At 59.3% G+C, this 20,226-nt stretch carries 12 protein-coding genes; 8 read left to right on the top strand and 4 right to left on the bottom strand.

Translation table 11 applies throughout. The annotated features are described in order from the left end of the window. Positions 1-37: 37 nt before the first annotated feature. From FH061_RS05335 to FH061_RS05325, 3 genes are all read right to left on the bottom strand, one after another. A complete protein-coding gene (locus FH061_RS05335; RefSeq protein ID WP_151633702.1) occupies positions 38-1,159 on the bottom strand; it encodes a saccharopine dehydrogenase family protein in 1,122 nt (373 codons plus the stop codon). A gap of 59 nt (positions 1,160-1,218) precedes the next feature. Next, complete coding sequence (locus FH061_RS05330) at positions 1,219-2,280, bottom strand: zinc-binding dehydrogenase (RefSeq protein WP_151633700.1); 1,062 nt, start codon at positions 2,278-2,280, stop codon at positions 1,219-1,221. Between the two features lie 417 nt (positions 2,281-2,697). Next, positions 2,698-9,972: a hypothetical protein gene (locus FH061_RS05325; protein WP_151633698.1), complete on the bottom strand. Its 7,275-nt coding sequence runs from the start codon at positions 9,970-9,972 to the stop codon at positions 2,698-2,700. A gap of 534 nt (positions 9,973-10,506) precedes the next feature. Between FH061_RS05325 and FH061_RS05320 the strand changes: the two genes are divergently transcribed. The 8 genes from FH061_RS05320 (at position 10,507) to FH061_RS05285 (ending at position 18,436) form a co-directional block, all read left to right on the top strand. Beyond that, entirely contained in the window at positions 10,507-11,820 is a 1,314-nt protein-coding gene (locus FH061_RS05320) for a hypothetical protein (RefSeq protein WP_151633696.1), read from the top strand. 59 nt (positions 11,821-11,879) lie between these two features. Next, complete coding sequence (locus FH061_RS05315) at positions 11,880-12,221, top strand: hypothetical protein (RefSeq protein WP_151633694.1); 342 nt, start codon at positions 11,880-11,882, stop codon at positions 12,219-12,221. Next, the gene (locus FH061_RS05310; protein ID WP_151633692.1) at positions 12,218-12,664 is read left to right on the top strand and encodes a hypothetical protein; all 447 of its coding nucleotides are present in this window, start codon (positions 12,218-12,220) and stop codon (positions 12,662-12,664) included. The genes FH061_RS05315 and FH061_RS05310 overlap by 4 nt, the downstream gene beginning before the upstream one ends. Beyond that, the gene (locus FH061_RS05305) at positions 12,661-12,987 is read left to right on the top strand and encodes a hypothetical protein (protein ID WP_151633690.1); all 327 of its coding nucleotides are present in this window, start codon (positions 12,661-12,663) and stop codon (positions 12,985-12,987) included. Before FH061_RS05310 ends, FH061_RS05305 begins: the two co-directional genes overlap by 4 nt. Positions 12,988-13,005: 18 nt before the next feature. Then, a complete protein-coding gene (sctV, locus tag FH061_RS05300) occupies positions 13,006-15,096 on the top strand; it encodes a type III secretion system export apparatus subunit SctV (protein WP_151633688.1) in 2,091 nt (696 codons plus the stop codon). A 261-nt stretch (positions 15,097-15,357) separates the two neighbouring features. Next, positions 15,358-16,476, top strand: coding sequence for a hypothetical protein (locus FH061_RS30305; RefSeq protein WP_192804921.1), 1,119 nt, complete (start codon positions 15,358-15,360; stop codon positions 16,474-16,476). A 243-nt stretch (positions 16,477-16,719) separates the two neighbouring features. Beyond that, positions 16,720-17,502, top strand: a complete 783-nt coding sequence (locus FH061_RS05290; RefSeq protein ID WP_151633686.1) for a 5'-3' exonuclease — start codon at positions 16,720-16,722, stop codon at positions 17,500-17,502. Between the two features lie 235 nt (positions 17,503-17,737). Further along, the gene (locus FH061_RS05285) at positions 17,738-18,436 is read left to right on the top strand and encodes a hypothetical protein (protein WP_151633684.1); all 699 of its coding nucleotides are present in this window, start codon (positions 17,738-17,740) and stop codon (positions 18,434-18,436) included. Positions 18,437-18,835: 399 nt separating this feature from the next. Here FH061_RS05285 and FH061_RS05280 read toward each other — a convergent pair whose 3' ends face one another. Beyond that, positions 18,836-19,924: a substrate-binding domain-containing protein gene (locus FH061_RS05280; protein WP_151633682.1), complete on the bottom strand. Its 1,089-nt coding sequence runs from the start codon at positions 19,922-19,924 to the stop codon at positions 18,836-18,838. Positions 19,925-20,226 lie beyond the last annotated feature (302 nt).

The following is a 20,226-nucleotide window of genomic DNA, read 5'->3' as shown; positions in this document are numbered from 1 at the left end:
ATTCGCGCCCGCGCTTGCCCCTACCATCCGCGTGCGCTCATGCGCCGTCGCCGCTTCTCTCGTGCACGATATGGGTCGTCATGCCCCAGCGCTCGAATTCCGGGGTGAAGTCCGGCAATGACAGCCAGCCCATCGCCGCGTGCGCGCCGGGTGCGGACAGCGTGCCGCCGGCGATGCGTTCGGCCAGGAGGATCGCCGGCATGCAGGGCAGCTCCGCACCATGATTGTCGCCGACGGTGATATGCCAGGCGTGCCGCGCCAGCCTGCCGGCGGCATTGACGCCTTCCACCCGCACCACCATGCCTCCCAGCGCCGTGCCGAAGCGGTCGAGGCATTTGCCCGCCCGGTGGAGCAGGCCGGCAAGACGCGCCGGTGACTTGAGCAGGCCGGCGCGGCGCAGGCCTGACATCGCGGCAAGCATCCATTGGGCAGCGCCGATCTCCAACGCGGCCCGGAACATGACCGAGCGAACGCCCGGATAGCGTTGCGGCAGCAGTTCCAGATCGGATATGTCGCAGAGTGCGCCGAGCCGGGGCGGCAACCGATGGAAGTCGACGCGTTCCGGTTCGGCCCAGCCATGGCGCGTTCGCCACTGCCCCTGTTCCCATACCTGTATCGGCGCGCCGCAGTCATCCAGCACCGCGGCCAGCGTCGCCGCGCCGCGCGGCGCGGTCTGGCCCGGTGCGATGCACAAGTCGATGGACCGGACCTGCTGCCAGCCGGCGCTCAATGCATCGATGACGGCGGATGACAGTGCGGGTACGGCGCCGGCGCCGGTGATGGCCATGGTGTTCGCCTGCCTGAATGCCGCACCGGTGGATGCCGCGAAATCGCAGACGAACCGCCGCCCGTGCGCGAGGTCGATATAGTGCGCTCCCGCAGCGGCTGCGGCCAGCGCGGCGCCATATCCCTGTGGCTGGAACGGGCCCGCGGCATGAATGACGAGTTGCGCTCCCAGCGCCTTCAGACGCTGCCCCAGATCCGGATCGCCGGCATCGAGATGGGCATGGCTTGCGCCCACGGGAAGTTCGCCTGCCAGCCGGGCGGCGCGCTGCGCATCGCGGCCGGCGACCACGAGTTCAAACACCGGCCGCTGCGCAAGGGCGCGGCTGATGCGCGCGCCGACATTGCCGTAGCCGCCGAGTACGATAGTCTTCAATCCTGTTGCTGCCTTCAAGTAGGTAATGACGTCAGATCCGGCCGGGCCGCCTCGTGCAATCAAGCCCCGGTGTCGGCGGCATCAGCGGCATCAGCGATCGCCACCGCCACCTTGCCGAACTGCCTGCCCGCTTCGAGATGATCGAGCGCCGCATGAATCTGGTCGAGCCGGTAGCGCGCCGACACGATGGGCCGCAGGCCGGTGCGCTCGACGAAGCCCAGCAGATCGGCGAATTCGCCGAGGCTGCCCAGCGTCGAACCGAAAATCTGCAGCTGGCGGATGAACACCCGGCGCAGGTCCGCCGGCGGCTGGTCGCCCGAGGTCGCGCCGCAGGTCACGAGGCGTCCGCCGCGCACCAGCGACTTGAGGGCGCTCGACCAGACGGCCTGTCCCACGTTTTCAATCACCACATCCACGCCGCGCCCGCCGGTCAGGGCGAGTACGGTTTTGGCGATGTCCTGCGTTCCGCCATTGATGGTGTGATCGGCTCCGGCGGCGGCGGCAAGCCTGAGCTTGTCATCCTCGCGCGAGGTCACGATGGCGCGCGCGCCGGCCATTTTCGCCAACTGCAGCGCCGCCAGCGAAACGCCGCCGCCGACGCCGAAAATCAGGACTGTCTCCCAGGGCTTGAGCTGCGCCCTGGAAAACAGCATGCGCCAGGCGGTGAGGTAAGTCACGCCCAGCGCGGCCGCCTGCGCATGCTCCAGATGCGCAGGCATGGGAAATACGTTCGATGCCGGCAGCGCGACATATTCCGACAGCGTGCCGTCGCGGTGCTCGCCGAGGTAGCTGACGGCAGTGCAGAGCACGGTGTCGCCGCGCAGGCAGAACTCGCAGCGGCCGCAGCCGATGGCCGGATGCACGACCACCTTCTGCCCGGGCGCAAGCATCGTCTCGCCGGCATCCACCTCCTCCACGATGCCCATGCCGTCGAGCCCGAGTATCTGCGGCAGCCGGTGCGTGATGCCGGCACCGCTGTCGCGCATGTACAGATCGACGCGGTTGAGCGTGGCCCATCGCATGCGCACCAGAACTTCTCCGGAGCGGCGAACCGGATCGGGCCGGTCGGCCACCCGGACCACTTCGTTGCCGCCGTGGCCGGTCAGGAATGCTGCTTTCATATTGTGTCCTCAAGTTGATGGCACTATGTCCTGCTATTCAGAAGACGTCCGCAGGGGTGCTGCGTCGTCTCAAGGCAACCCGCTCCAGGCTGTGTTTGCTAAGCGGCTGCTCGCTCAGACTGCGGCCCCGCGCCTGCGGTGCTCGGCGTACGTCGGTACGCGTGCGCTTCCGTACCTCAAAGCAACGCAATGCGACTCCGAAACGTTCGCGACGCTGATCAAACATAGCCAAGAGCAGCATGCGATCGAGGGGGCATCCCATTCATGCAGGGCGTGAATGGGATGCCCCTTGGCAGGAATATTACTCCCTGCACAATCTGTGTAACCACAGTTCAGTCCTCAAATATGAAGTGTTCAGATGAGCCTGTCACTTCCGAGGCGCGAGCAACGGTTATCCTTCAAACAGCAGCCTCAAGGTCAGCCCTCTCTTCCCTCACTATTTTCCTCCTCAAGCAATTGCAACGCAGCCGATACATCAGCGGGGTCAAGTCCAGCGTCATAAGATTCTGCAGATCTTAGTGTACGCGTACTCGGAGTCCGTGAGGATTGGCGCGCACTCCGTGAACCCGCTTCAAGATCAACCTCAAACGCGGAGCCAAGATTAGGCATTCCTATCCTATCGACTCCAGTATCAACCTCGAAATCGGAGCCAAAGTCTGGCGTTTGTAATTCAAGATCTGGCGTTCTTATCCTTTGGACGCCAGTCGTTGGAGATGCGGAACGCGTTGATGAAGCAACACCTTCACTCCGTGAACCAACACTCAGACTCCGTGAAGATTGGTCTGCACTCCGTGATCCAGCGCCTGAAGTCCGGGAGGATTGGACCGCACGCCGTGAAGCCGGGCTCGGACTCCGTGAAGGAGCCCGGTCAACCGATCGATCGTCGGCCTCGTCAGTTTCAAAGGATCGGTATTGGCTAGACACGTCGTCTCTCAGTGTGCGAACACTCGGGCTCCCTTGAGGTTGGTCTGCACTCCGTGAACCAGCGCCCGAAGTCCGGGAAGGTTGGGCCGCATGCCGTGAAGCCGGGCTCGGACTCCGTGAAGGAGTCCGGTCAACCGATTGATCGTCGGCCTCATCAGTTTCAAAGGATCGGTATTGGCTAGACACGTCGTCTCTTGAAACTGCAACATACCGATTATCCTGGATTGCGAGCCGAATTACATTAGGGCTGAAGTCTATAGTCGCACCGCCCGCTGTTCGATGGTGACCAATACCAAATTTTTGAATGTTCCCTGCTGTGTCCTGTAACTCAATAGTGGTTTGTGTCGCGATCCCAATCGCCATCAATAAAGTACCTGCTAGATTAAGGTCATCTGAAGCACTCGGGTCTAGAAGATCGTCGCTCGAAATTGACGCCGGATTGTTAACGGCTGCCACTAACCGGTCAATATTTTGACGAACATCTTCTGGCTTCATACTTTCTAAACGGGTAGCACTGAAGAGATCACTTGCCCAACCGGTGACCAACTGCGGCTGCCGACGTAGATATTCCAGCATATGCCGCCGCAGGCCTTCTCCATCCCAGTCTCGTTCGCTTAATGCAGCCGCGACAAGCCCGTAAAGCAGATCATCTTCAAGTGGAGTATCGGCGTTTATGGCGTTCAATCTCTCTGTAGCATAGGAGTTGTAATCCCGTCTTTGCTCCCTTTTGACAACTTGGGTAACTTCAACTTCATTTATCCTAACTCCAGCTGAGTCAAGGAATTGGCGATCATTAGTTATCGCTACAAGCTGCTCCAGTTCCGTTCTTTCATTCTCTTCAAGAATTTCATGTGCAAGGATTCGTCGGATTTCGTTCCTAAGATCTGCTGCAATTTCTTCGAAGCTTTCGAACTTCTTATCCTTGGTTTGCCACGTTTTGACTCTTGATTTTGTGACCTTAAAATGGTGGAGGTCGTCCATCTCGCCGATTGGCACCACGTCTGCGCCCAGCGGTCGACCCGCCCTATCGGGTTGGCGTTCAGGTTGGACGGATGCCATGGACGTTGTCCTTCTGGAAATTCTGCTGGGTGGATATTTGGTTGAACCACCATCCGCGCTCCTACCGCTCCTACTACTGGCCGGATAAACGAGATGTGCTTCCGGAGCTGTAATCACCGATGTACCCATCTGGCCAAGTCCAGGCAGACCACCTCCCACTTGAGCAACCGCAACTCGAGAGGCCCCCAAAGACGAACCCGTGCCGGGAGTACCACTCCGTCCACTGTGATCGTAACTTCCATCCGTGTCACCTTCGTCACTGCTGGCTGCGGACTCGTCTCGCGCTGCGCCCGATGGTTTCTGGCTGCGTCCAAGAAGACGGCTGATTACGGACCTTGAGTGGCCGAGCCTTCCTGTAGATGGCGAAGCTGCCTCAGGCGTATCGGTTGCCGATGCGTCACCCGCCGCCCGGTATTGCGACTCATCCGGCAGCGGTGCCCCGGTGTATCTGCAGACGGATGACATGAAAATCGTCAGCTTCTCGGGATCATCCAGTACTTGCAGAAGCCTTACTCGATCCAGTTGACCGTCGCGTGCAGTGAAGAACGCACGGAGGACGGCACTGTCTGCCCCTGCCGTGTTTCCAGTCAATTCATCCCAATGCCTTCCCATCAGAGCGATCTTTTTATCGATTTCCTGGTTGATTCGATCGATCAGTCCTTTCTTCGCTGTCTCATACTTCCTACGATTCTTCGCAATATCACTACTCTGCAGAGTTTCGATGGCTGTCTCTATTTCTTCAAGAGAGTTATCGTATGTCTGGTCATCAATAATCGGGGTGCGGTCGTGTCGCAGCCTCATCAATACGTCATTGATTCGCGCGGCATGTCGCGCGGTATCACGGCTGTTGGCCATGGGGTTCTGCAGGAATTCCCACAATTCGGATCCGCCTTCGCGATGGATGCGCTCAATCTGCTCAATGCCCGCATTTTCGTGACTTTCCACCAGGCTGCCGCCCAGGGTGAAGTACGAAGTCCCTCCATTGGCGTCATCCATATAATGCATGGTGATCGACGCGGCAGGCGTGGTCAGGCTGATGGTTCCCTTGCCGTTAAAACGGCCAGCGGAGAGGCCGGAGCTGTTGCCAGTTTCGTACCTGCGCGATTCACTGACGGAAAAGCTCTTGATGCGGATCGCTCCCGGCAAAGCCATGAAATTCGCGGTGAGTTCATCAAGCGTGAAAGCAATGCCTTGTTCTTCTAAATCTCTAATTGTTTGGTTCAGTTTTGCAAGTATTCCAGGTTTGAGCTCGAAGCTGATATTGACCGGATTTGTGGAAGCCTTCAATTTTTCCAGATGTGCCCTCATTCCAGGGTGTTGCCTAAGAAGCTCTTTCAACGTGGGAATCATTTCTTCCGTAATATCTTCGTTGGTATCCAGATACTGTTCGCGCAGCGCCTTGATACCTTTTGATTGTCCAAGCTTCGGCGGCGTTGCGGTCAGAGTGAAGCCGGCGGCCAACATCTCTTTGCTTTCGGCGTTGAGGGTCATGCTGAAACCATCCTGCTCCACCGCTTTTCCAAGCAGCTTTTTCTGAAGATGGATGATGCCAAAGAAGGGGAGCCAGAATTTCTGCTGAGGATCGAATTCCCTGACAGGTCCGTCGGAGCCATCGGGATCCTGCTGGCCTGCATTGGTTTGAAATTCATGTACGCCAATGTAGGTGGCGAATATTTCATGGTCGGTCGCGTCATGGTACGTAAGGGTTATTCCGCCGTTGCCAACCGTGGCCGTCAGCCCCGTGACTTTTTTCGTGGCGAAGTTAACCTGAAGAACCGCTGGAGCGAAGATGTATTTAAAGAGGAAGTTCTTCTTGTCGTCGATTTTGTCGACGACGACCACACCGCTGGCGAGAAGGGGTTCAAAATCGAGATTGAAGGTGATCGTATGTGTCACCGAATGCTTGCTGATGATGCCGCTGACGTTTGAATTCAACATGTCTGGCAGACTGAGCTTTCCTGACATGACTTTCTCAACCGTCGCTTCGGCTCCTCCGACATCGTCCTTTGGAATGGTGAGACGCAATTCAGTGGTGACGTTGTGCGCATAACCAAATAGTTTGAGTTTCGTATTCCAGCCGGCGTAGGCAAAGGCGATCAAAGTCAGCCCCGAAGGCATGCCGGTCTTTGCGGAAATTCCGATACCCATCTGGATTTTTGCGGCAACGATATTTTCGATGAACTGCTTGGAGCTTCCCACTGCGATGGTGTAATCGTCAGCGGTAGAGACGATCTGGAGCTTATGCGTCCAGATTCTGGCGAGTGCGCTGATCGGTTCAATCGCAAACGTCTGTATGGAGGCGGCCTTGGTCACCTCGTGCGCTCCTGTCTTGAAGAACAAGCTCGAACCCTCGAGGTCGATGCCGAAGACCTTGGACAGTTCCAGATCCAGGGTCGCACCGGGCGGCATGAAGCTGCATAACTGCCTGTAAGCCGCAGCGCTGTCTTTCACGCCGTATGTGCCAGCCAGCCCTTTCTGGCTTGGCTCCACGCCAAGCAGGTACTGGCCGGTCAGCAGTCGTCGCATCCTGTAAGACTCGTTCTCCTTCTCGAGTGCGCCTCTCATGAAATCCCAAGACTCGGTATGCGTTATCAAACGCTTGAGATCCAAGATCCCTTCATTGACAAATTGATGAAGCAAAAATGCGGTGTCCGCCATCGTGTCCGTTGCGTTACGCGCCAGGACGATATCGCCTGAGGCGACCTCTTCGGACGTTTTCTTGACCAGCTTGTATGCGGGCGCATTTTCAGTTCCGGTATCAACCGAATCGGGAACCAGTACAAGAGCGCTTTGATTGCCGTCATTGCTGTTTTCTCCGGCGGGATGCTCCCTATTTGCCTGGAACGCATGCAATAAAAGCAGTTCAGCCGTTAAGGCGGCAAACTTGTTCCTCCGAGATTTCAAAGAGAGTGAAAGGAGGTCGTCCGTTTTCTCGACCGCCGTATGACGGATGCCGTCAAAAGCCAGGAATTTATTATTTCCCAACATTCCGTCGAGCTGATTAAGAATCGGATCCTGCTCCGCGGTCATGCCCATGGCGCGGCGTGCCTCACGCAGTACATACAGTACGTTCTCGTTGGAGTTCACTTTTTCGGGAGGTGCATGATATTCAGCGGCAAGTTTCTGTGCATTGGAATCTGTCTTTTTGAGGGCATTCACATAGTGTTTCCTTATGGCCCCCTGTGATAGCGGTATGGACACCGCATTCGCGTCTGACGGTGCCTCTGAACCTTCTGCTTTTGCTATCGCTTTGGCAGGCGCATCCGCATCCTCTGCATTTGGGAAATGTTTCTCGAGGATAGGCTTGAGTTGCGCTTCGATTTCCTCTTCAGTTCGCGGCGGCTTCAGCGTGCCGGTGTAGTGGTCTAGCTGGCCTAGCAACTGTAGTGTTCGCGCATTGATCCAGGCCTTTGCCGGATCGGGTTGTTCAGCTAGAACAGACGTAGCGAGAGTGGGCCGGGCAATTTGATTGAGCAACGCGGCGCGCGCCAGAGCCGTATCTTTCTTGATGTCCACCGTGGAAAGTTTTTTTACATGTTCAAAACTTCCCTTGAACCAGTTTTTCCACCGCTCCGTCCTGTCTTCTGCGGCAAAACGTTTCGTTGCCCATACCGGAATGAGCCATTCCTTCTTCGATCGGTTGAGTACTATCCAATTCTGTGCGCCGTGGACGAGGCCAAGTCCGTTGACGGCGACGTCGCCCGCCGGCGCTCGCTTGAACTTCTTAAAGAATTTGAATAGCGCATTTGGTGCTTTATATTCCGCGTACGACCATCTGCCATTGAGCTCCAAGACCAGCGGGCGGTTGCTGGCATCGAGTCCGCCTACCTGCCCATCGGCGCGAAGGTGCAGGCTTACCGGTTGCGGTGCGGGAGGAACGACCGGCAGCTGTGGGTTTGCTTTGGCAATGACATGCTTGAGCGTGTGTGTCAGTTTCCCGGGGGCGTCGGGACGCGGACGTGTCGTCGACACCTCCGGCTGCAGGGCTTCCCATTTAAGCTGGACGTTGCCTTGCCCGGATTCGTGAACAGACGCCAGATTGCTTCTCCATCTTCTGCCGGCCGTATCGTGCAGCAGCAGCATTCCGTTCTTGTCAAAGGACATGAATCCGATATTTCTGCCGTCGGATCGACGGTGAACCTCGGGCAGATTGACAATGACGGTGCGGCCCGCCTTTTCTCCTTCAGCGGGCATGGTGTACAGCAGGGAGTCCGGCACGTCGGTGGACACAACTGCCTGGGCGCCCTGCGCCGAGACAGCGAAGTCGTAGGCTGTTTCTGGTAGCAAAGCCCCTGAGTGCCAGCCTACCGCAGCGTTCGGCTCTGGCGGAGTGCTCTTCCACGTATTGCCGTTTGCGGTGCGTATATCGATACCGCCATTGAAGCTGAAATTGATGTCCCGGATATTATGGTTTCGGGATGGATCGGTGGCGCCTTCCGGCAAGTCGATCCAGTTGATATATTCGGTAGGCTGTGCTTCATTCCGGTATTGATGGTGCAGGAATCCGATTTGGTTGCGATGTTCTGGACGGTCGGAGACGATTGCAAGGGAGCCGTCCAATGACCGTGCGAAGTTGTATGTTCCTGCTGGCGCGGTTATGGGCTGAAAACTGACCGCCTGGCCATCTTTCCTTCGCTCTATCAGCTGCCCGTTGCTGAGTATGGTTTCCTTCTTGAGTTCCACCAATGCCTGTTTCGGATGGGGTTTCTTGAGCTTCTTGCTGAGAACCGGCGGCATTGAATGCATCTCCAGGCCGCGTGATTCCTGCCATTGCATTGCAATGGACCCGTTGTTCGATGTGCGATGGCCCTCCCAGAGGGAGTTGCGCTGATCCAGCACCAGGAGTTTTCCATCCGAAGTAAAGGTCATCGAACGAATATCTTGATTTCCATCCGTGCCTTGCTGTGCTGGTCGCGGGATCCAGACGATGTTGTCGGCATTGCCGTTCAGCCGGTCCTTGTAATCGAGATAACCGATGTGGCCCGGATTTGCGCGGGAGGTGAATGCAACTGATCCCTTGAAAGACACCGCAAAGCTGGAAGTGTCCTGCGGTAGCTGGATAGACGGGAATGCATCCGATGCCTGTCCGTTCGCGTGAAGTTCAAATAGCTCGCCACCTCTTGTGAGTGCGGCAAGCTTGCGGTTTGCGCCCATGGCCAGCGAGGCTATGGGAACATCCGGCCCGGGGCTCCATACGTCGACATACGTCTTTTTTCGGGCGATATTAAGCGGACCGCTGACCTTGACTTTTTGGGCAATATAAAGACGACCGTTGACCGTACAGTAACTGCCGGCTGGCGTATGCGTAATATTCTGTAGTTCAACGCGCGGTCCGTTTGCATGTTGCGTGCCGCCGTTAGCGATATTGGCCACGGAAATGCTCGCTCCCTTGAGGGCCGAGTACCACGGCCTGCGAATACTGTCGCGTTCGGGCGTTACATTCCCATCTGGAGCGTCGCGTGAGCTTGTCGTCAGGTTCTTCAGCTTAATCTTCGCGTCGGTCGCTCTTTCCCTGAAAGACCTGCTCTTTGCAGCGATCTCAGGTTCTGCGGTTTGTTCCGGCGCTGGTGCGCGAGCATCCGTATTCCTTGAATCGCCTGTTTTTTTCCATCCAGGCAAAAGCGACGCAAAACCCTTGGCTCCCTGGGCAACCTTACCGGCTTCCTGCCGGGATCGACTTGTCTCTACTTCGGACTTGCCTCTTCTCATGCTCTTTGGGATTAGCTTGTCCGAAACCGCTCGGAATACGACGTGCCTTGAGTTCCGCGTATCGGTCACGGGACCGGCGGTATTTCCCTTCGGCGCCGGACTCGGATCGGTCGTGCCCGCTTGAAGCGCTGATTGGGGCGCACGGTTTTCGGATGGCGGATTTGTAGTAGGCCCGGGTTGACCAGAGCCAGAATTGAATATTTTTCCAGCGAGACGCATGCTTGTATCCTTCTTTGACTTAGTTTTAAGTGTGATCTACATAAACCGGCGGCTGGCCGATAGTTGAAAGGACGCTTGCACGGAAACGTCCTTTGCTCCTCCAAATACATGGCCTTAACCCCAGGGGCTCCGTGGGTGGCAGAACTTTTTCGAAAGTTCCATCTGTTGCACCATGTCGGAACATAGATAAGCTGCCAGGCAATATCCTGGAACAACTCCGCGCGAAGCCCTCCTGTCCAAATTCCCGGGCATACGACTTTTGCAGTTGCTGTACGGAACTATCTCGCTGGGACTGCCCACCCATTGAACATGAACATGTCGCTGAAACCATCGATTCCGGCGCCTTCCGCCCATCTCGGTACGCCGCTGGCGAAAGACGCCCAGCATGCGCTGAACGCGTCCGCGTTGAACGCGGCGGCCAAAGGCGCGGAAGCGCTCGGCGCGATGCAGCTGACCTCGCTCGCCGCTTTTCATGAACTCGCCGGCATGCCGCATGGGCGCGACCCGGCCGCGCGCACGGCCCGGCAGCCGCAGCAGCAGATGAACACTCCCGCGCCAAGCCAGCGCGGCGGCACGCCGTCACGCGGCGCCAGCCGCCCGCGCGGCTCCGCCGAACCACAGCAAGCGTCCGCCGCCAAGGCGGAACAGGATGAGGGCGGTATTCTGGGGAGGGAAGCCGGAAACATCCTGAAGCGCATCCGCAACGGCGACCAGTCCGATCTCGAACAGAACCTGCGCGATCAGTACGATCCGCTGGAGCGTTATCGGTTACTTCAGGAAGCGCTGAAGCAGCTTGACGACGAGGCCCGGTCCGACGAAGACAAGACGCCGCCGCGCCGGCAGATCCAGCGCCTGCTGGACGATCTGGACAAGAGGCACGGCCGCGAGATCCGGGAAGGACTGGAAGCGACCGGCGACATGCACGCGCTGCTGCAGTCGCTGGGCGATGCGTCCGTCAATACGGTAAGAGGCTGGTTCGGCACGCCTGCGCAGGGCAAGGTCCACGCACCGCTCACCCCGATCGATCTCGCCGTCCGCCTTAAGGACGCCTTCGGCGCCGGACAATGTTCGGATGCGCTGACGCGGCTTGGCCAGATAGTGGCAAAGCCATTGTCCGCGCGGAACCACCGCGCCGCCGGCGAGCCGCCCCTGATGGCGTTGTCGGACACAAGGGCATTCACCACGGTAAGAAGCTGCCACGCCAAGGCGCTGGAGTTGAAGAGGCAACTGGCCGAAATCAATGTCACCGTGCGCAACCGGCAGGAGCCGATGGAGCTGGCGGTGACCCTGATGATAATGGCCGCCAGCGGCAAGGACCAGGTTGCGAACCTGGCCGGATCGATCATCGATTTCGGCGGCTTGTCGACGCGGCAGAACAGCCGTGCCTGGGGATGCCTGCGCAGGGTGCTGTCGGACCTGCCCTTGTCCCTGTGGCCGCAGGATGCCGGCGTGAAAGCGGGGGTCATGGCCAGCATCGACGACAGGCTCAGGGAACAGGATGCGATGTCGCCAAGGAAGGCCGTGCCGGAGGCCGAGAAGAGGGAGGCCGAACTGCGCGCGCAGAGCGAACAAGCCGAACAAGCCAAACAAAACGCGAAGCCGGTGACGGCCACCCGCACCAGGTCCTGAGGGCTGCGGCGGGACGGTAACGCAAAAGCCGGTCGGAAGAAGCAAACAGGGAGCGATACATGGAAAACCTACTCGTGCAATTGATCAGGGCTGCGTTTCGGGAAAACGCCGTCGCCGCGCAGGCGCTGGCCAATGGCAGGCAACTGCTTGTCTACCCGATGGGCAGCGAAGCGCTGGTCGGCCTCGGCAGAAGCCGCGAGGAAGGCGGCGAGGCCGGCTGGCTGGAGGAGATGCTGCGCCGCCGTACCGCCAATCTGGCCCGCATGGGCGACTGGCTGCCCGCCATGCTTGCGGACGGCAGCGTATATGTGGTGCGCCGGATCGCCGCCGTCGATCCGGCCGGCGAGGCGTCGCCGCTCTCGCCGAGCGAACTGCAAGCGGCGGAGGAGCTGTTGTCATGAGCGCCGTTTCGAATAACGGCATTGGCCGCGGCGCGTCGTCTGTTCCCGTCGATGGCAGCGGCATTTACAGTTTTCCCGAACGCAACGAGGCGGAGCCCGTCGGGCTGCTTCAGCTCCGCCCCGCCGAAGCGAAGGTGTCGATGCCGTCGGAGGAGATGGTCCGGGGCGGCAATCCGCTCGGCGCGCTGACGCGCTTCATCGGCGCGGGGCTGACCGTGGCCAGCCCCGCATGGGGCGCCGACCCGGTGCCCGTGATGCGGGGCCTGCAGAAAAAGCTGGTGGAATGCTCGCTTTCCCTGAGTGAACCGGAACGCGCTCCCTGCCTGGCCGCCATATCGGTCGTCGAGGATGCCGTGCAATGGCGCCTGCGCCTGCAGCAGATGCGCATGAACCACGTGGAGCGTGACATGGAAGAGCAAGCGAGAAAGGCAAACGCGGCATGAGCACCGTAAGCAGCATGAGAACGAAGAAGAAGCGGCAGGCCGATGCCGATCCCGAACTGACGCTGGCGATCGGCCTCGTCTGGGGGTATCTCAACACCCGCCAGGTGGAAGACGCGTATGACCTTGCCCGCGGCTGCATCCTGGTCTGGCCGGAAGACTCCCGCCTGCGCCTGATGTATGCCTACGCGGCGGTGGAACTGCTGCGGCCGCTGGATGAAACCACCCGGGCCGTGCTCGAACAGAGCCAGTGCAGGGAATGGGCCATGCTGGTCAGGCGCCGGGAAGAGCTCCAGGCACGGCATGCCGCCGCGGTGCAAACCTGACGATCGAGGGACGTTTCCATGTTACTCAATCTGGTCCTGCTGCTTAACAAGTATGCCAACAAGGCCGCCAAGCGCGCGGAGCTCGCCGCCGCCGGCGTGGTGATCGCCATCGTGCTCATGCTGGTGCTGCCGATGCCGGTATGGCTGCTCGATATCCTGATCGCCATCAACCTGTGCGCCGCGGGCCTGATGGTGGTGGTGGCGATGTACATGCCGGGGCCGACCGCGTTTTCCACCTTTCCCTCGGTCCTGCTGCTGACCACGCTGTTCCGTCTCGCCATCGAAGTTGCGACCACGCGCCTGATTCTGCTGGAAGCCTATGCCGGACACATCGTCGAAACCTTCGGCAACTTCGTGGTCGGCGGCAATCTGGTGGTCGGCATGGTGGTCTTCCTGATCCTGACGGCGGTGCAGTTCATCGTCATCACCAAGGGTTCGGAGCGGGTGTCGGAGGTGGCGGCCCGCTTCTCGCTCGATGCGATGCCCGGCAAGCAGATGTCGATCGACAGCGACCTGCGCTCGGGCATTCTCACGGCCGAGGACGCCAAGCGCAAGCGCGCCGAACTGAGCAAGGAAAGCCAGCTGCACGGCGCGATGGACGGTGCGATGAAGTTCGTCAAGGGCGATGCCATCGCCGGCATCCTGATCGTGGCGGTCAACCTCATCGGCGGCGTCGCCATCGGCGTCATCCAGCGCAACATGACCGCCGGCGAGGCGATCCAGGTCTACTCCATCCTGACCATCGGCGATGCGCTGATCGCGCAGATTCCGGCGCTGCTGATCTCCCTGTCCGCGGGCATGATCACCACGCGGGTGGGCGGCGACGACGAAAAGGAAGGCGAGGAAAGCAACATCGGCCAGGCGATCGTCGGCGAACTGTTCGGGCGTCCCAAGGCGCTGCTGACCGCGGCCTTCATCATGTTGCTGTTCGGTATCATTCCGGGCATGCCGTTTCTCGTCTTCGGCCTCCTGGCCCTGGGCCTCGCGATCTCCGGCGCGGTTGGCCTGCTCAAGCCGATCGCTGAAGCGGAAGTGAGCAAGCGGGCCGCGGTGGAAGAGACGAAGAACGCGCGCATTGTCGACCTCACCGCGTTCGCGGCCACCCGGCCCTTTCTGGTCCGTTTTCCGATGACGCTGGCGGGCACGCCGGCGGCGACCGAGATAACCACGGCGGTACGCCTCATGCGCAATGCCGTCCTGGAAACCAAGGGCATTCCCGACCTGCAGCCCATCGATTTTGATTACCATCTCAGCGTACCCGCGGGGCGCGTCTATTTCATGATGGCGGAAGTGCCGCTGGTCGATGCCGAGATCCGGATTGACGAAGTGGCTGTGGTCGAATCGCTGGATCGCATGCGTGAACTCGGCTTCGACGCGGTGGAGGAATCCATCAGCGGAACCCGGCGCCGCCGCGTCTGGGTCAAGGCCAGCGAGATAGAGAACCTGAAGTCCGCAGGCATCAGATTCATGCCTTGGGCGAATGTGTTTGCCGCCGACATCGAAGTCGAGATGCTGCGCAACTGCCAGATGTTCGTTGGCGTGCACGAGGTGCAGCGCTTCATGCGCTGGGCCGACCGCCGCTTCCCGGAACTGGGCAAGGAAGTCAATAAGACGGTGACGCTGCCCCGCCTGGCGGAAGTGGTGCAGCGCCTGGCGCGCGAGGGCATATCGCTGCGCAATGCCCGCCTGCTTCTGGAGACCGTGCTGGAATGGGCGCCGAAGGAGCGCGACGCCGATGTGATCGCCGATTACGTCCGTCTCGCCCTCAAGCGGCAGCTCTGCCATGAAGTGGCGCGGGACGGCCTGATCGAAGTGGTGCTGCTGTCGCCCGAAGTCGAGGAACAATTGCGCGAAGCGATGCGCCAGACCAGCCAGGGCACGTATCTCGACCTGTCGCCGGAAGTGGAGCAGGCGTTCCTCGACCAGCTCGGCGAGCTTTCCGGCACCGGCGGCACGCCGGCGCTGCCGCCGGTGCTGGTGACGGCGGCCGATATCCGCCGCTCGGTGCGCAAACTGATCGAGGAGGAATTTTTTTCGGTGCCGGTGTTCGCGTTTTCGGAACTTACCCAGCATGCGCGGGTGCAGCCGGTGGGCATGATTGAGCTGTAATGGAACGGGATGGCAATGCGGTTGAAATGTGACTGAAAAGTGACTGAGAAGTGGGCAAGAGCCGGTGGAAACGCCGGTTTTATAGTGAGTACGGCGTTCGGGAACTAAGCATTCGTCGCCGCCACTCACCAATAAGCTCATGAAACGGGCTTAATGAATACTTGATCTTCGGAGCAGGCAAGGTTGCCAGGCATCTGGCTGATCTTTGTTTCGCAAGTTCGTCATCTGGTCAGGGGCGTCACACTTCAACAGGAGGAAATCGTGCAATTACCTACCACAAATCTCAACAACGTACCGCACATCGTCATCACCTTGACTCCGGCCGCGACCAACACCGGCCGATCCACGCAGCAATCGAACGACATCAACTGCTGCATTCACCAGCCGCCGGCGTGCCACCTTCCCGCCACTTCGTCAGGCATGTCGAACCTATCCGGCTCATCATCCAGCGGACTTCTCGACCTGCTGCAGTCATTGCTGTCGTACCTGTTTGGCGGCCGGTATGGCGATGGCGGCGGTCATGGCGACGGTGGTCATGGCGGTGGCGGACACGGTGGTGGCGGACATGGCGGGCATGGTGATCATGGCGGCGAAGACGTTCATCATCACCATCACCATCATTACCATGGAAACAACCATGAACCCCGAGGCGTCCCCGCGAGGCTTGTAAACCTCGATGAATACCTAGGGATTCCCCAGAATAATGTAAACAACAACGATGCAAACACCGGGCCCCGGAGCTACGAGGATGCGAGGACGGCCGTCATCGAGAGATTCGGCGGCTCGAATGGCTTGATCAATTACATTAAGGAGAGAAGCGGCACCTCCGACACATACATTTCCCCCGAGCACGTTCGCTATGCGATGGACAGGGAAACAGACCCTGCCAAGAAAGCCGACCTGAAATACTTCCTTGATTATTTCGGCGATATCGACAAGAAGAAGGGGCAGGTAAAACATACCAATGGCACGGACGGCAGGATCGGTGCCGGTGACGTCGAGGCCTACTTCGGATGGGGTAAAGACCCCGGGCATGTCGAGGGCGGGAGCGGCGGCAATTCGTCGCACGTGGACTATGAGAACTCGAAAACGAAACTCAATGCTCTTTTCGGCGGCGCCAATGGCCTGGTGAATTATGTTAAGGAGAGAAGCGATTGCAAGGATGAGTATATTTCTCCCGAGCACATTCGTATGGCCACCGACAGGGAAACGGATCCCGATAAAAAAGCTCTCCTGGAATACTACTATGGGCACTTCGGCGATATCGACAAGAAGAAGGGGCAGCGACGCGGCGTTGATGAACATGCCAACGGTACGGACGGCAGGATCGGTGCCGGCGATATCCAGCAGTACTACGGTTGGCCGAGCAGCAAGCTCTAAGCGACGAGACCAGATGACGACATTATTGATGCCAATCGCTTGCTGAGGGAAAAGCACGGCCAGACCAGTCCGGCAGGTCTGCGCTTGCGGTTCTCGCGCCGGAAAGCGCCATTTCCAAGTCACCATTGCAGTTCTTCCTGTGGTATGCAGGCAGCCGGCATGAACGCGGCTGCCTGCGTCCTTTTCCGATGCGGGCGTTGTCTCCCGCGAAGTGTCGCCGCCTGATGCGCTAAACTTCGCCTCATGCACAAGCTCCTCGCCATCGATGGCCTGAACATTGTCCGCCGGGTCTATGAGGCCAGCCCGGAACCGGATTCCCCGCACAAGGCGGAAACCGCCGTCAGGAACTCCACCGCCTCGTTCCAGCGCCTGCTGGCCACGCACCGGCCCACCCATGCGCTTGCCGCCTTCGACCATGGCGGACCGACCTGGCGCCATGCCCTCCATCCCGAATACCAGAAGAACGCCACTTCCACGCCCGAAGCCCTGCGCGGGGCGCTGCCGCATCTGTACGAGGCGCTTGCCGCCATGGGCCTGGCGGTGGTATCGGTGCCGGAAGTCGAAGCCGATGATGTGATCGCCACCGTGGTATTGCGCTGGCTGGGCGAAGGCCGGGGGCAGGCGATTGTTGCCTCGACCGACAAGGACCTGCATGTGCTGATCGAACAGGGCGCGGTGCTGTGGGACCATTTCAAGTCGGAGGCGCACGACCGCGCCTGGGTGGAGCAGCGCTTCGGCGTGGGGCCGGACATGCTGGCCGACTTCCTGGCCCTGGTTGGCGACAGGGCGCACGGCATTCCCGGCGTGCAGAAGGTAGGCGAGAAGACGGCGGCCAGGCTGCTGCAGTCTTACCGGACGCTGGAAGGCGTGATGAACGGCGCCGGCATTCTCAAGGATGCGCTCGGCGAACGGCTGCGCAAGGACAGGGACAACGCCTTCCTGTCGCGCGAGCTGGTGACATTGAAGACCGATGTGCGGGTGGGCGTGACATGGAACACGCTCGCCTGGCGCCACGACATGGCATAGCTTCTTTACTGCGCCCGGGCAGGCGGGCCTGAACACAGGCCGGGGCGTTGCCGAACCTGTCGTCTCAAATTCCTCCCGGTCATCGCGGGCCTGCGATGCTTGACGACCTGGCCCGGAACTCATCCGCGCCGCCAGCCACTCAGAATCATGAGAGCTATTGGCTCGACCGTCATGGCCCCTACCTGTTCAAGCGTGGCTGGGGTTAATTTCGATTTGCCAATTCAAGGAGAGCGGCATGCCTGATCCAGTCACCCGGAAAACCCATAAGTATGATCCGGACAATTTTAAGGTTCCGGAATTCAGGAAGGACAAAGACGGTAACTTTGCGCCGACGGATTATCAGACCGCAGTGGCGCTAAAGGATTTCATGAAGAGGAATGACATGTTGTTTCTCACATACGACCAGATGTGGGAAGCGGTGCAGAAAGGGACTGTCACTAACGGCGACCGGGTCACTCAAGTGAACGATCGGGAAAAGGCGATGTTTGACGCACTGAGGTGGGATGGCCTAATAGCTCGGATAGATGCCGCCGACGGCAAGGGTAACGGTGTGCATGACAAAATACTTGGCGGAGATGATATTGACGCGGCTATTAAAAATGGATTCATACACGCGGACAAGGCGTCGCCGGATCGACATTGGAAGGATCCAATGTCGCGGGTAACAATACCGAAGCCGGAGGCTAAAGAGCGTCTGGTAGCGTTTATGGAAGGAGGTCATGGAGGGCTTAGCGATGGCGACATAGTATGGGACAAAGACCGCGTTAGCGAGGCAATCGAGCATCACAGATCTGTTAACAACAAAGGATACGTTAATATTGATAACCCTGCATTGATTGAAGCATTCATGTTGTTTAACAAAGATTTCGATAATGTTGATGGTAACACTGATGGTTTTATTAATTTAGAAGAACTCAAGAACTGGAAAGTCTAGTGAGTCTAATGAAGTAAACGAAATACTGTCCTCTGCGAAATGGAAAGTATCCACCGCAGGCGAGATGGCATAAGAAGAATTCGAGGAGGAACTGGGGAGAAGTCCAGCCACGGTTCTTGTTCAAGCGGCGCGACTTCGCCCTTGAGCGCACGCCGCTTGACGAGCAACAGCTGTTGAGCGGCATGATATTGTCCCGGCGCTTTCTAAAATCAATGTGCCGGACACGTCCATCCGTTCAGGCATCAGACCATGTCGAAAGCGATATGGTGTTTCTTTCGATACTTCGAGAGCTTTGCATGATCCTCAACTGCTCGCACCTTGTTTAACGAGGGCATGCAGGCTGGTGCAAGCTTGTTGGATGCGTCTCTCCACAAGCACTGCCTTCCCCGGTCATTCCCGTCATTCCCGTTCTGCCTGAAACGCTTCCTCCACGCCGATCACCCTGCCCGACGCCGAAGCATCGTAACCCTTCAGTCCCGATACCGCCGTCAGGAAAGCCTCCGAGCGCAATAGGCCGATGGCCGTCGTTACCGTCGGCAGATCGAGCGCCTTCTTCTTGACCGCGAAGAAATAGCGTTCCTCCGCCAGTGGGATGAACTGCAGCCCGAAGCGCGCCGCCGCCGTCTCCACCCCGAAGCCGACATCGGCCATGCCGCCGGCGATGTAGGCCGCCACCGCCGCATGGGTGAATTCCGCTGTTTCAAAGCCATTGATTCGCTGCACTGGCAATGCCTCTTTCCTGAGCATCAGCTCGAGCAGCATGCGCGTGCCCGAGCCGCCCTGGCGGTTGACGAAGCGCACGTCGCTGCGCGCCAGGTCCGGCAGGCCCGCGATGCCCTTCGGATTGCCCTGCGCAACGAACAAGCCTTGCCGCCGCGTCGCCAGTTCGATGAGCATGTGCTCGGGCGACAGCCACGCCATGTACTGGCCAAGCGCTTCCCGTTCGAACTCGCCGACCGGCACATGGAAGCCGGCCAGCTCGCATTCATCATTGGCCAGCGCGGCGAGCGCCTCGGTGCTGTTGCGGTAGCGCACTTCCACCGGAAACTCCTGCGAGCGCATCAGGGCCAGCAGGCTCTCCACCGCGAAGCCGTGGCTGGCGAACAGGCGCAGCGCGGCCGGAGGCGCCGGCAGCGCCTTGCGGATTTCCGTTTCGATCTCGGACGCCAGCGACTCCAGCGTCGGCGCCAGCCGCGCATGGATGCGGCGGTCGGCCTGCAGCAGGGCGTTGGCCAGGTCGCTCAGGCGGGTGCCGTGCCCCGGGCGCTTGATGATCAGCGTCGCGCCGAACACGGCTTCGGCCTCGCGAAGCAGGCCCCAGACATGGCGGTAGGAAAGATGCATGGCCCTGCCGGCCGAGGCGATCGAGCCGAGGGACTCGATATGCGTGAGAAGCCGGATCAGCAGCGAGGTATCGATCACCTGGGCGGGGGTGCCGGGCTGCGATTTTCCGGCGTGCCAGCGAGGGGTGAGGGTGATTTTCAACATTATGCAAAAGGATACATATTTCTGGGGAGGGATTGGTCTGTTAAAGTCGCAAAAGAGACGTATTGAACAAGGCTTTGCAATGCAGGGCTGATGCGGTTGGCTCTCTTCTCCCGCAGGCGGGAGAAGGGCCGGGGATGAGGGGGTATGCCAAGACCTGCTGCGGCTTTGCAGCCGCCCTCAAACCTCAGCCCTTCTCTCGCCCGCGGGAAAAGAGGGTAACCGGCCGCATCCGTAACCTCCGGCAGTCTTGTCTGTACAGAACAGGAGCATAGTAAAAAACCAGCCCATGATATGCAAAAACT

This window comes from Noviherbaspirillum aerium, assembly GCF_008929045.1.
GTDB classification, from domain to species: Bacteria; Pseudomonadota; Gammaproteobacteria; order Burkholderiales; family Burkholderiaceae_D; genus Noviherbaspirillum; species Noviherbaspirillum aerium.
Note: the sequence above shows the minus strand (reverse complement) of the source record. Positions and strands in the feature narration are given on the sequence as shown.